We start from the raw sequence: 13,700 nt of genomic DNA, 5'->3' as shown, positions 1-13,700 counted from the left end.
GTACGAAGCCCGAAACAGAGACATGGCATATTTTACGAAGGCCAAATTTTAAAGGGAAGAAGGAGATTGTTGATGCTGTTGAAATTTAACCAGGTTGAAAAGCGCTTTAAGGAAAAACAGGTATTGTCCGGAGTAAGCTTCGAGATCGACGAAGGGGAGAGCATCGCGCTGATCGGGCCGAATGGAGCCGGAAAAACGACGATGATCCGTTCGGTATTAGGCCTTACATCGATTGATGGCGGCGAGATCATCCGGAACTTTAATACGCGGCAAGATGTCGGCGTCATGCTTCAGCACGATTTGTTTCCGGATCATTTGCGGGTCAGGGAAGTGATCGAATTGCACAAAAGCTACAGCAAATCAAACGTAAGCACCCATGCCCTGCTCGAGGCCGGCGATCTTGTCAAAGAAGCGCGCTCAATGGTTCAAAACCTTTCCGGCGGCCAGAAACGGAGACTGTCTTTTGCACTTTCGCTGGCGGCGGATCCCAAGCTGCTGTTCCTGGACGAACCGACGGTAGGGATGGATGTGACGGCCTCCCGAATGTTCTGGAATAAAATCCGGGAAATTCAGGAGCAGGGCAAGTCGATTTTCGTAACCTCCCATCACCTCGACGAGTTGAATGACTATTGCCGCCGGTTTATTTTCCTGAAGAACGGCGAGATTATCGCCGATGTGCGCAAAGAGGATTTGAACACCCAAAAGGTGATCGTCGTTTATCTGGAGACGGCAGAGGAAGCACTCGATCTTCAGCGCCAGTTCGGCGGTCTGATGGAAGACCGCAAGCTGTATGTCACCGACAAGAATAAACATTCCGTGCTTTGCGCGTATTTGCAGCAGCGGGGCATGACGTTTGAGGAAAGGCTGAAGGAAGTCAGGGATTGTTACCGGGAAATTTATGATCTGAATCCGGAAGAAGGAGTGAAACAGGCATGATCACGATCATTCGTTATGAAATATTGAAGGTGCTGCGCAACAAACGTTTCGTATTTTTTACGTTGGTGCTGCCGCTGGTGTTTTTGGTGGTTTTGAACGCTTTTGCCAAGCCGGAAGGCGACCAAGGGCAATACATTACTTATCTTGCCGTATTTTGCACGTTGTTCGGAACGGCGGGGAGCGGACTGAACACGCTTAGCACGCGCGTCGCCAAGGAAAAGTCCTACATTGGCAGCATCTATGCCGTCACGCCGTATTCGCCGGGAAAATTCATTTTTGTGACAGCGTTTGTCCAGCTGCTGCTCAACGTGTTGATCGCCGCCGTCATTATTGTATTCGGCCTTGCCGTTTTCAGATTGAACATCGACGGAATGCTGCTGAAAATGGAGCTGCTTGCGGTCTACTCCAGCCTCTACTACATTTTCATCGGGCTGAGCCTGGGATTCCTGCTGGATGTCGTTTCGCTTCAATCCCTCTCCTTCCCGCTCTACATGGGATTCATGGCAATGAATCTGACGAACGATCTCGGACTTCATATGCCGGAGTTCATGGTCCATATTCAGAAGTTTTTCCCCGGATTTTATTTGAACAAGGCTGTCGGAGCGATATCGGCCGGCAGTAACGCGATCCAGGACATCGGGATGCTGACGCTTAACATCGCTGCTCTGCTCGTGGTCACGTTGTTCGTGTACCGATACAAAAGAAGCGCGATGATGGGGTAGCCGCCATGACGGACGTATTCGAAGAACTGCGGAGAATTCGGAGAGAACTTCACCGGATTCCGGAGCCGGCAGGGAAGGAAATCAAAACGAGGGCTTTTGTCGAGCATTACATCCGTCAGCATACCCGGCGGATTCGCATCGACCATCATTCCGACAAAGGCTTGATTGCGTCTTATGACGGTGGGTCGAAGCTACCGGCCATAGCGTTTCGGGCTGAGCTGGACGGACTGCCGATCCGGGACGATAAGGAGCTTGACTATAGAAGCCGCCATGCCGGCATGAATCATGCCTGCGGACACGACGCCCATATGTCGATTTTATTGCAGCTGCTGCGATGGGCGGATGAGGTCGGTCCCCGCAGAAATCTTGTCTTCATCTTTCAGGCGGCCGAGGAAGTGCTGGGAGGCGCGCGGGAGCTTGTTCCGCTCCTGCGTAACCGGGATATCGGTTATATCTTCGCGGTCCATGTCACGCCTGATTTGTATCCGGGATACTTCGCGCTGCGGGGCGGCACGGCGCTTGCCGGCGCCCTGACGGCCGAGCTCGGATTGGAGCTTTGCTCCGGCCATGCGGCGGACCAACAGGATGTTATGGAGCTGTTGGCCCAAGTCCATGCGTTCCAACGGGAATATAACGATGAGCGCCGCATCTGTAAAGTTACGCATATCGAAACGAACGGCTACTACAATGCGGTTCCTGACCGGATAACGTTTTTCCTATCGTTCCGATCGGCGGATGAGGAAGCGAACCGCAGCGGATACGCCCAGCTGCTTCACCGGATGCAGCACAACGGTTCCGTGCGCAGCGTTTTGTGGAACCGGGTCGTCTCGGAGTATCCTGCGTATGCCAATGACCCCATATTGGCGGAACGGATCCGGGGCTTGCTCGGCAAGAGATTCGGTCAGGAGTCGGTGTTGAACTCGCCCTTTTTATTTTCAAGCGATGATTTTGCTTTCTATGCCAGGGATTTGCCGGGCCTTCGGACCTGTTATTTCTTTATAGGCGCCTATATAAGGGAACATAACGCGGTGCATACGGCGTCGTTCGATATTGGCGAAGAGGCCCTTCTGTACGGATATGAAAGCCTGCGGGCGATTGTCCGGCTGTTCGAGCAGGCTGAAGAACGGGCTGAAAGAACACGACTTTACGAAACCGGGAGTGAAAACGATGAAAGTATCCCCCCTTTATATCTATAGGGAAACCCATTTTCCGCTGCGGCGGGTCTCTCATTATTTGGGAGATTTGGCCGAAAGGTATGCGGAAGCCAAAGCGCGGGCAACCCGGCTCGAACCCACGGTCAAAGAAGTTATCGAAGAAATGGAGCATGAAATTGCCGGCATCGCGGAGGATCATGACCGCATGGAAGCGATCCGCTTCAAGCGTGATTTTTTTAATGCCCGGCCTTCGGCCCAAGGCCGCTACGAGCGGGTGAAGCATTGGTTTCCTGCAGGTTTGCGGGAAAAGGTGGAGGGCGTATTTGCCGCCCGTGAAGCCGCGCAGTCCGATATGACAGAGATTGAAGAAGAGTTTGGCAAGCTTTCCAGCGCCGACCGGCAATGGCTGCACGACGCCTACCGGGAAGATCCGGAACTATGCGATGCCGTCATGTTCATGAACAGCGCCATCGTGCCCAAATTGGAAAAATATTTGCAGACGCCGGTGGAGCAGCATGACCGCAGCTTGAGAAAGCTCGACTATACCTTAATCAAATTTTTAACTCGGGCCAGCATGAAGACGAGCCCTTTTGCCAATCTGACGTACTCCGGGATGGGCAGCTTCGACGGCGCGGGAAAGGAAGGATGCAAAAAATTGTATCCCCGGATCAACGATTCGCTGATCCTTCAAGCATTCGACAGGCTGTGCCTGGAGCCCGAGCTTATGACCCGCCTGCATTACCGGCTGAACGCCACATGCGTGGAGCTGGAAGGCAAATATTACATTACGGTGCTGCAAAATGCGAAGGGGGAGCGGCAGCTTTACAAATCCAGACAGGGTCTTGTGACGCTGCGTTCGGGCGGAGCTCTCAGGGCTCTTTTTGGCAAATTGTCGGATCGCGGCCCGCTTTCGTACGACGAATTGAAATCAACCCTTACCGGCCTCGGCATTGACGGGGATCAAGCGGACGGCACGCTTCGCCACCTGATCGGAAGCGGCGTTCTTGAACGTACCGACGTGCTCAACGAACAATCCGGCGAGCTGTTGGCTGAGCTCATTCGAAAGCTTGAGCATTACGGCATCGTACACCCGTGCCTGGACGCGTTTCGGCAATTGCGCAAGCTGACCGCAGAACTGGCGGCGTCCTTTGACCGTACCAAGGCGGAACGGCTGTATGAAGCCCTTGAGGAACTGTCCGCGATGTTCGGCATGGATCCGATACCGCGGCGGAGCATGCTGTACATTGACGGCATCGACGAAAAGGTGACCGCTCGCAGCTACCGCGAGCAGCAGCATAAGCTGAATCGGCTGTCGCAATACCAATGGCTGATGATGTGTTTTGACACAGTCGTCAAAATGCAGTTTGCCGCAGGCGAATTTTTCCGGCAGCGTTACGGCAGATCCTATGTGCCTAGCAATTCGCAGGAAGCTTCGAGAATGCTCAGGGATATGGCCCAGGTGATCTTTTCGGATACCGAACTGATGAAAGAGACCTACGGCTTTTTCAACTGGAATAAAGCATATATGCATCCGCGCATTCGCAGCCTGCATGACATTGCCGGAGAGTTGGCATCTTTTCTGACCGGGGCAGGGGATCGCCAGGAAATCGTTATTCCGGACGACCACATTTCCCGGTGGCTGCGGCAAATCGAGAAGGTGCTCGGCGAACGGCTGCTTTCCCATTCCTTTTTCGTGCAGGAAGACGGTGAACGTATGGTCGTTAACCATATGTATAAAGGCTTCTCGATCTATTTTGCGAGATTCCTCAAATATTTGAAAGATACGGGAGCCGCGTACGGCGAATACTTGAGCGAATGCTTCGACGGCAACCGGGTGGCGGATATACGGAACACGTTTGGCTTTAACGCAAACATCCGGAAAAAGACGGTCGAAAGGGAGATCGCGCTGCCGATCCAATCGATGACGGAATCCGAGCGGTTCCTTTCCTGGTTGGATTTGGGCCTGAGATACAATGCTTCCACAGGGAGCGTGGAGTTTTTTGAGAAGGAGACCGGAGAGGTTGTGCGCCCGCAATTTTTGGGAACGCTTGTTCTGGTCGCCGCACCGGCTATTTTAACCACTTTTGACGTGCTGTCTTCCCATGGAACAAGTTATTTTGACCTTGGGGAGCTGGTCATCCGCGAACGGCTGAAACATTGGGATGGGCATGATGATGCAATCATTCGCGTCCCGCGGATCAGCTTCGGGGATTCAGAGTTAATCGTTTCCCGCGCCAAATGGCTGATTCCTGCCAAAACTTTGCTTGAGCTGTATAAAGAAAAGGATCGGTTCGGCTCCTGGAAGCGGGTGCTTGATTTCATGGAGGAACATGGCGTGCCTAGCCGGTTTTATGTGCGCGCATTCATGGCGGAGATGGAGGAAGTCACGGAAGGGGGCGAACGCAAGCCGCAATTCATTAACCTCTCATCGCCTTTGTTGTTCCACCTGCTGATTCAGCTGGCGGGTAAGACCGGGTACCTGATGCTCGAAGAAGAGTTTCCCGTGGCGGATCCGAAACAGGAATGCGTCAGGGAGTACACTTACGAAATTACTTGCGGGGAGGTGTACGGCGATGCGGCTGCGAACCATTAGCTGCTTTTTGTACGACAGCGAGGCGTCGGCGTCATTGCTTCGAGGTATCGTCCGGTATATCCAAGCGGGGAGCCTGAAAAATGCCATATTGCAAAAAAGCTGGGTGAACGGCTTCCATGTCAAAACGACGCTCCCCGTGTCCGAGGCCGACCAAGGCCTTGAACGGATGATCCGGCGGGCCGCGGAACGTTATGCTAAACCGCGCAGTGCGGAGGAATATGAAAAATACGAGAAGATGCTTCATAAGCTTGCCGGTATGGAGAGGTACTCCGGGGATTATTTACCCTTGTGCCGGGACGGCGAAGTGGTTGTGAAGGAGGAAGAGCGGCTGACTGGCGGAAATCCGCTGTGCAGCCCCAGGATCAATTATGGGATGGAACTGCTGAAAAGCCAACTGCTTGCGGACATTTACGAGGATTGGAACAAGCTTTCGGAAGACAGGCAGAACGTTGAATTCGCCAAAATATTTCTCATTACAGGCAGCGGCAGTCCGGGAGGGCTCAAGGTCGGCTACTTATCCCTGCGTTCGAATTTCGAATACTTTAAAACCCAGATCGAAGCCATGAAAAAGAATCCGGCCATCGAAGCGAAAATCCGGGCGGCGCTATTGGGCCGGTCGGAAGTCGAAAGGGAATTTATCGCGGACGGCGTTCAGAAATTTTCAAACGGGATCTTTGAGCGGGAGTTCCTCTTCGGGCGGTTCAAAATCTTCGTCCACTCGCTTTCGGCGATGCTGGCGCAGGCTTATGACGGGGGGGAGCTGGAGGTGGAGAAGCTGACGCATGGCGATGATTTTTTTGAACGTCATGACGAAGTGAGCGAATTTCACCGGACATTTTATTCGAATCCGCAATTTTTACGGCATTACCATGATAAAGGGTTCATTGTATACCGGTTCGTGGCTTCCGCTTTGTACTCGCTGATGCCGCTGCTGGGCATCTCTTCGCTGCGGAGGCAGCGGATTACGGGACTGGTGGCGGAATGCGTGGAGAGCGGCTTCGGCATGGATTGGCGGGCTGCATATCGATATTTGGAAATGAAGATGGCAGGTGATACCGATTATGGCAAACTGGCTGATTAAGCAGGAAGACCGGCTTTATCTGTATGAAAGGAAGGGGCTTCACCGCCTGCAAATGCCGCCGGAAACCCAGCGGATATTGGAAGAAGCCGTGCTTGGAGGCAAACCGGGCAGAATGGCCGAGATCGACCAGACATTGACGGATCGTCTTCTAAAAAGGAAAACATCCGGGAGCCCCGTTCAGCAACCAGCCTCTTCGGCCGGCACCAGAATATTGGAAACGGAGCTTCCCCCGGCTTCCGGCCAGTGGCAGATGCTGCATCTTGACGGCGCAACGTCGGTGCTGTTCCGAAACGTGACTCCACAAAACTATGCGGAGCTGATGGCAGCTGCCGAAGCCGGCCCGCAGGAAAAGGACGATCTTTTGCTCGATATTTACGCAGGGCATTTGGCAGCCGCAAGCCGGGCCCGTGCGGGGGATGCAGGAAATGAAGAAGCCAAGACCGTTCTTGCGATTGCCATGGACGCCAAACGGATCGCGGAAGAAAAAGAATTGTTAAGCGACTACGCATTGGAAGAACTTGATTTGCGGGAACTGTTCTCCGGAGAGGACCGTTTGGAATGGACCGCAATGATCGATGCGATGGAGCGCCTCGAAAGCCGCATCATTACGAGCTTTCTATTCCGCCGGAATGAATGGATCCAGGTTCCTTACAAGTTGGCGAGTGCGGATGACGGCAGTTTCTTTGCCGGGGAATCGGGCGCGGAGCAGATCGTATACGCATCCTGCCGCAACCTGGAACTCCGATTGGAGAAGATGGATCCGGAGGCAGCCTGGTTGGTGGTGGCCGGATCCCGGCACGGGCTCCAGCGGCTCGCCCAATTTCTGATGACGACCTATGCCTTGGAGCAGGGGCCGGTGGAAAGACAGGTCATTCCTTATGCAGAACTTGCCCTGAATGGGCGAATAGATGCCATGATCAACCGCTTCGTAAAGGAGAAGGAGCAGCTGTATCTCCATGTGGACCATATTCCTGGAACCCCGCTGTGGAGCGCAGCCGCAGGCCCTAAAGAGGAGACGTGGACGGACAGGGTATACGGCACCGCGTCCAGACGGGTGATGGAGGATGCTCTGATCCTTTATTATGCCTTAGTCCGCCAAAACGGAATCCGGGCCGCGGGTCCGGAAAGTTTCCGGATGATCGAAACGCAACCCCCCGTAGACTTGGACCGTCCGGAAACTTGCCGGGCGGAGGATCTGAATCGGCTGATCACCCGGATATACGAGGTCAGGGCGATGCGGATTCCGCTGCTTCAGGACAGCGGAATATCCGTGATTCAATTGCGCCGCAAAGGAGGGAAGCAAGCATGAAAGAGCTGATGTTATATGAAACGGGCGGCGTGCTGCTGCAGCAAGTTCTGGGCGAGATGGACCGGCGCGGCATGTTGTACCGGCTGACCCAAGAGAGGTCCGGCAAGCCGGGCATGGTCCTTCACGTCATCTCCGATGGCCTCAAGGAAGAGGAATTCGCGCCGTTTTTCCAACCGGCTCCCCAGCCCGCCGGGGGCGTATTTTTCTATCATCAATTGCTGAATACGCTCCTGGTAGGCCCGTTTGTCGCAGACCGGTCCGGCGTATGCTTCGCCTGCTTGAAGCGGAGGCTGCAGGCGAATGGCAGGGAAAATATCGTTTCGCTCGCATACGGGGAGCCGGGGCTGTCTTCGCCGCATCCCCAAGCGGCCGAATTTGTCGTGGATATGATGGAGGCGTTTCAGCTCTCAGGAGAACTGCTTGCACGTTATGACCAGCGGGCGGAGCATATCCAGCTTGATGCATGGCGGGCCGATTCCTACGTGTTGAGACGAAGCGGATATTGCCCTATATGTTCGCCGGACGTAAAACGCGAAAATCCATTCATCCATGGTTTGCAAAGCGGATTTAAGCCAGCCCCCCGGATATACCGCCTGAATTCCGGCCCGGATACCGGCGCGGTCCTAAAGCGTTGGTTCGACAGGGACAGCGGAACGGCGACGCACAGCTATCGTGAGCTTCGCTCTTCCATGATCGAAGCAGGCGGCGTCGAAATTCGGGTGAGTCCGGCATATGTTGAGACCGGGTTCGGAAGAGCCTATCGTCGGACGGATGCCGAGAAGGTGGCCGTTCTGGAGGCTGTCGAGCGGTATTGCGGCATGTGCGCTCACGAGGCGCCTTCGGCCGAGAAGAAAAGCTATGCCCAGGTGCGCGCCATCGCGGCGAATCCGGTGGATTTCGGCTTGCATACCGAAGCCGATCCGAAACATCCGGAATTCCGGCTGAAACATTACACGGAGGAGCTGCCTATATACTGGACGCCGGCCTATTCGCTGAAGGAGAAGCGGGAGGTTCTGGTCCCCGAGCAGCTCGTTTATTACGCCGACGGGCATTTCAGGGACCAGACCAATCGGTTTGTGTACGACAGCTCGAACGGACTCGCGTTAGGAAGCTCCCGTGAAGAAGCGGTGCTCCACGGATTGTTCGAACTGATCGAGCGGGATCATTTCCTCTGCGCCTGGTATAACCGGCTTTCGTTGCAGGAGCTTGACATCGAGGATACCGGCCTGGACGAGTTGAAACAGCTCCTTTACTTCCTGGAACTGGAAGGGATCCAAGTCCGGTTTTTCGATATTACGATGGAACTTCGGGTGCCGAGCGTATGGGCCGTGGCTTACGATACCCGAAAGAATGCGCTCATGAAATGCTATAATGCGGCGGCGGCCCATTTTATTCCCGAAAAAGCCATTGAATCGGCCGCCATGGAGGTCATTACGTCGCTTCCGATTTATGAAGATGCGCTTCGACGGGATGAGGCGATGCGCGAGCGGGTGCGGCAGCTGGCAGGCCGGCCGGAAGCCGTAACGGAATTTGAGGACCATGTGCTTTATTATGCAAGCGAGGAAAACTGCGGGAGAGGTCTGGGATTCTTGCTGAACCAGGACGCATCCGCCAAACTTCCGGTCCGGCAAGCGTATAGGGAAATATTTTATGAAAGCTCCCGCTTTACCCATGAGGATTTGGCGGAGGATTTGGAACAGTTGGCGTCGGAAGTGCTTCAGCATTACGAAAATATATACGTTGCAGACGTGACGCCCGGCGAGGTTGCAGAATTCGGCCTTTATGCAGCCAAGGTGCTTGTGCCCGGCATGCTCCCGATGACTTTCGGCCATCAGCATCGGCGCGTTATTCCCGAGCGGCTAAGCCGCGAGCGGATGCGGCGGGGCTTTCGCGGGGAGTTTGAATTGAATCCCGAGCCGCATCCGTTTCCTTGATAGGAGGAGATATTCCATGGAAACCTGGAAAAGTTACCGGATTTATTATCAAAATTACGCCATGTACGACGGACTGATCCTGCTGCTTGCCGATCTTATGGAGAGATGGATGGCCGAAGGGAACATTTCAAAATGGTTTTTTCTCAGATATTGGGAGGACGGACCGCATATCCGCATTCGTTATCTCGGTCCGGAAGGGCAGGATGCGGAAGAACTGTTTGAAAAGGCCAAATCGTGGATACGGCAGCATCCCGCCAGCAGCCGGCTCACCAAGCAGGAGTACTTCCGCAATCATAAATTCGACGGGGTGGCGTTGTCGCTTGAACAGCTGGGCTGGTACGAGGAAGGGGAGATCGTGGCAAAGCCTTATGAGCCGGAATACGAGCGGTATGGCGGCATGCAGCTGATGCCGCTGACGGAGACGCTTTTTCTTGAATCGAGCCGGATGGCCGTTCGGCTTCTCCGACTTACGCAGCAATCTTCGTTTACGGCACGTTTTTTGGTAGCCATGACGGCCGTGGAGGAGCTGGCGAATCTCTTTTTCGCCGGGAACGTCCGGCTTGGCGGCGTGGTTTCCTATTACCGCAAAAGCGCGGACAGCTGGAAACGCCTCTATCAATTGGAACGGATGTCGATTCCGGACCGTTTCGTTCAAGCAGGGAAGGATTATCCCCGGCTGAAAGAAGCGGCCTCCCGCCTGATCCGTTCGGATGAGGAGTACGGCAGGTTGCGCGAAAGGCTGATTGCCGGCTGCTCCACGATGGCGGATGCGATCGAAGACGATCAAAAGGTCAGGTCGATATTCTACTCCCATCTCCATATGCTGAACAACCGCCTTGGGATGGGCCCGGAATATGAATATGCGCTTTATGAGGTTTTATGGAGATTCCATACCGGTCAGGAGGCGAACGTAAATGCAACCGTCTCATAACGAGCTTTCCGAATTTTATGATTACGACGTGCTGTTCGAGGAGTTGGCGAATCAGGAACCGCGGTCCGTCGCATGGCGTTTTAACCAGCGGCCGCTGGACGATTACGTTTTTTCCAAGCATGAAGTGCCCCTGCCTGAATATATGGAGAAAATTGCGCTGGAGCGGGGAGCGTCGTTTCCCGAAAACGCGGAGGCCGAATTGGCCCGGCTGCTGCTTAAACGAAGATCAACCTTTATTAACGGCATGGGGCAGACGTGGACGTTATCCGACGTGAACGCTTTGTTGACCTGGTCGGCGGGAATCCGCGATACTCACCGCCATATGGGCAGCCGAGGAACGGAAGAAGTGATTGCGATGCGTACATATCCGTCGGGCGGCGCCATGTATCCGATTAAACTGTACATGTATATCCGCGGCGTGGAGGGGCTGGAGGAAGGCGTGTACTATTACGCGCCGGTACAGCAGGAGCTCTACCGGTATCGGGGTTCTCTTGAAATAGGCGAGCTTGAACGGATGCTTCCGATGACGCTATACAAAACGGATGCCCGCAGTTCCATGCTGGAAGGCGTTTCGATTTTGCTGTTTTTCATTGCAGACCTGCAGTACAGTTTCCGGAAATACGGGCGGTTGTCTTATAAGCTTGCATTGATCGAGGCAGGCCATATCGCCCAGAACATCCAGCTGATCAGTACCGCGCTCGATAAACGAACGCTGCCCATCTGCGGTTTTTTTGCCGATAAAGTGGAGGAAATGCTGCAGGTGCGTGAACAAAAATACCAGCACTGCGTGTACGCCATGCTGCTGGGGTAAAGGAGGAGGACATTCGAATGATTAATGCCTTTTTCGAACTTGAGCCGGCCGAAAAAGCTTTGCGGGTGATGAACCGTTACCGCCGCGACCATCCGCTTTACACGATTCCCCATCAAGAGCCCGAGAAGCTGAAGCGGATCTTGGAGAATCAGGACCTGCCTGCGGGCGCCCAGGGGGTCCAAAACTTGTACCATAAAGGGATTTTGGTGGACCGGGTCCGCTCGGAAGGGCTGGAAAGGTTCAAACGGTTCTTTTCGCAGGTTGGCCCCGACGTGGATCTCTATTCATTGTCGCTGGTCGTCGCCAGGGAATATTTGCGCTCGGAGTTTGCCGTCATCGCATACGAGGACGCGGACTTGGACCTTCGGTTGTGGCAGACCCCGTCTCTTAAAGACACTAACGCTCCGAGAAACTATCTGGTCTTGTACCGCGAGCCCGGACAGCTTCGGCAGCTGAAGCAGGAGATGGATACCAAGCGGGGAGATACCCTGTTTCTGTGCCGTGTCATGCAAGGCCGGATCGCCGAGATTGGACCGATGTACGTCACTCACCCAACCTTTTGCCTGGATTGCATGGTCCGCAAGCTCGAAGCTTATCAAATCCGTTGGTCGAGTCCTTTGTCGGTGCCTGCCGGACAGCTCCTGGAAGAGGAGTTCCTCAAATCGCTGATCGACCACTATAGCTCCTATATTACATTGCTGTCTACCGTCCATGAGCGGAAAATGCTGCTTCGCGATCAGGAGATCGGTTTTACGAGTTTGATCACTCCGCGTTATTCCCGCTGTCATTGCCTAATAAGCTGAATAAAAGCGTCTGCCGGCCGATCCAGGGCCTGCAGATGCTTTTTTTTCAACTATTATAGGGCCTATCAATTGCGGGGGAGTTTCAGGAAAACTATGGAAACGGATTGTAGCATCCATTAAAATAAGAGTTAAATATTGGTGGAAATTGCGAAATTTCGGGAGGGGAGTTCGTGGAGCAATTTGAACCCAGGATCATGTCCGAATTGGAAGGCCAAGCAAAGGCGTTTTTCAGAGTGGAAATGCTGCTTGAGGCTGCTTTGGCGTCTTTGCGGGTGAAGCAAGCCGAATCCCTATTGTTCGGCAAAATGACCGTTTTGCATTACCGGATGTTCGGCGGGGAAGGCGACGCCGTCTACAGGGCTGCGGCAGCGGTGGAGCTGATGATTCTTGGCCTGGACATCATCGACGATTTGCAGGATGAAGACCATGGAGGAATGCCCTGGCACCGGCTTTCGAAGGATATTGCGCTAAACCTCGCCATCGGCTTTTTGACCTTATCCCAGGAGACGCTGCTTTACAGCGACTTTCCGCTGGAGAGGGTGCATGAGTCCGCAGCCTTTTTAAACCGTCAAATGCTGGTGGCCATTAACGGCCAAACGTTGGATCTGCTGAATGCCGCCCGCGACGAGGATGAATACCTGAAGATGGTGGAGCAAAAGTCGGCGGCCCTATTGGTATGCGCCTGCATGATTGGAGTCATTTTGGCTACCGGACAGGCGGACGAACGGGTGGCCGAGTATGCCCGGGAGGTCGGCATCGCCGCTCAGATTAAAAACGATTATAGGGATTTGCTGGATTGGGGAAACAAAAATGATTTTTTGCGCCGCAAAAAAACGCTCCCGGTACTGTTTTTGCTTTCTACTGCCGAGGAACAGGATGAACGCTGGATCGTGGACTATTTTGCGGGCCGCCTCCAACCGGAGGAGGTGCTGCATCGCGAAGAGGAGTTTTGCGCCGTGGTGCAGCGGACAGGCACCGCATTATATACTTCCGTTCGGATGCGATCCCACTATTACCGGTTTCTGAACATCATCGAGGGCATGGAGATGGACGCGAAATGGCGTGACTTAATGATCGAAGCCGCGCGGTAACAAGCTGATCAACTTCTTCGGGGTACCGCAATGATGCCGCAAACTCCCACGCAATCGATTTGCGGGAAATACGTGATACGTTGTCGTTTTGCAATGGATGCTGCCTTGATATATTGAAATCAAAGGAAGCAAATTGATCCATTGGGAGGAAACGACAATGTTGAAAGAAATGATTCGCAAAATTGTAACGGAACCTGAATTTATGGCCCGGATTCAAAACGGACAACTGCAGCTGGCCGGCATGTCGGCATTCGAACAGCGCGCATTCTTGGATGTCATGCAAGAGCGCAAACCGGATGACTCCCTCCGCAAAAGCGCATATTGGGCTTAAATTC

Annotated in this window: 12 protein-coding genes; all 12 read left to right on the top strand. The window is 53.9% G+C overall.

The genetic code is table 11. The features are described from left to right. The first annotated feature begins 72 nt into the window (after positions 1 to 72). Positions 73 to 936: an ABC transporter ATP-binding protein gene (locus tag AC27KL_RS00645; protein WP_487168444.1), complete on the top strand. Its 864-nt coding sequence runs from the start codon at positions 73 to 75 to the stop codon at positions 934 to 936. Continuing rightward, positions 933 to 1,658 (top strand): ABC transporter permease, encoded by a 726-nt coding sequence (locus tag AC27KL_RS00640; protein WP_036707305.1) that lies wholly within the window; start codon positions 933 to 935, stop codon positions 1,656 to 1,658. The genes AC27KL_RS00645 and AC27KL_RS00640 overlap by 4 nt, the downstream gene beginning before the upstream one ends. Positions 1,659 to 1,663: 5 nt before the next feature. Beyond that, the gene (locus AC27KL_RS00635; protein WP_487168443.1) at positions 1,664 to 2,854 is read left to right on the top strand and encodes a M20 metallopeptidase family protein; all 1,191 of its coding nucleotides are present in this window, start codon (positions 1,664 to 1,666) and stop codon (positions 2,852 to 2,854) included. Then, positions 2,826 to 5,405 carry a lantibiotic dehydratase gene (locus tag AC27KL_RS00630; RefSeq protein WP_487168442.1) on the top strand — a complete coding sequence of 860 codons (2,580 nt, stop codon included), beginning with the start codon at positions 2,826 to 2,828 and terminating at the stop codon, positions 5,403 to 5,405. The genes AC27KL_RS00635 and AC27KL_RS00630 overlap by 29 nt, the downstream gene beginning before the upstream one ends. After that, positions 5,386 to 6,486: a hypothetical protein gene (locus AC27KL_RS00625; RefSeq protein ID WP_487168441.1), complete on the top strand. Its 1,101-nt coding sequence runs from the start codon at positions 5,386 to 5,388 to the stop codon at positions 6,484 to 6,486. Before AC27KL_RS00630 ends, AC27KL_RS00625 begins: the two co-directional genes overlap by 20 nt. Further along, the gene (locus AC27KL_RS00620) at positions 6,467 to 7,795 is read left to right on the top strand and encodes a hypothetical protein (protein WP_487168440.1); all 1,329 of its coding nucleotides are present in this window, start codon (positions 6,467 to 6,469) and stop codon (positions 7,793 to 7,795) included. The genes AC27KL_RS00625 and AC27KL_RS00620 overlap by 20 nt, the downstream gene beginning before the upstream one ends. Continuing rightward, on the top strand, positions 7,792 to 9,729 hold the full coding sequence (locus tag AC27KL_RS00615; RefSeq protein ID WP_487168439.1) for a TOMM precursor leader peptide-binding protein: 1,938 nt from the start codon (positions 7,792 to 7,794) through the stop codon (positions 9,727 to 9,729). The genes AC27KL_RS00620 and AC27KL_RS00615 overlap by 4 nt, the downstream gene beginning before the upstream one ends. 16 nt (positions 9,730 to 9,745) lie before the next feature. Then, complete coding sequence (locus AC27KL_RS00610; RefSeq protein WP_487168438.1) at positions 9,746 to 10,660, top strand: thiopeptide-type bacteriocin biosynthesis protein; 915 nt, start codon at positions 9,746 to 9,748, stop codon at positions 10,658 to 10,660. Next, positions 10,644 to 11,471, top strand: coding sequence for a SagB/ThcOx family dehydrogenase (locus AC27KL_RS00605; protein WP_487168437.1), 828 nt, complete (start codon positions 10,644 to 10,646; stop codon positions 11,469 to 11,471). The genes AC27KL_RS00610 and AC27KL_RS00605 overlap by 17 nt, the downstream gene beginning before the upstream one ends. Positions 11,472 to 11,488: 17 nt before the next feature. After that, positions 11,489 to 12,274: a hypothetical protein gene (locus tag AC27KL_RS00600; RefSeq protein WP_487168436.1), complete on the top strand. Its 786-nt coding sequence runs from the start codon at positions 11,489 to 11,491 to the stop codon at positions 12,272 to 12,274. 170 nt (positions 12,275 to 12,444) lie between these two features. Beyond that, positions 12,445 to 13,365 carry a polyprenyl synthetase family protein gene (locus AC27KL_RS00595; RefSeq protein ID WP_339323343.1) on the top strand — a complete coding sequence of 307 codons (921 nt, stop codon included), beginning with the start codon at positions 12,445 to 12,447 and terminating at the stop codon, positions 13,363 to 13,365. Between the two features lie 157 nt (positions 13,366 to 13,522). Beyond that, complete coding sequence (comX, locus tag AC27KL_RS00590) at positions 13,523 to 13,696, top strand: competence pheromone ComX (protein WP_156124503.1); 174 nt, start codon at positions 13,523 to 13,525, stop codon at positions 13,694 to 13,696. Positions 13,697 to 13,700 lie beyond the last annotated feature (4 nt).

The organism is Paenibacillus sp. YAE3 (assembly GCF_057546105.1).
Note: the sequence above shows the minus strand (reverse complement) of the source record. Positions and strands in the feature narration are given on the sequence as shown.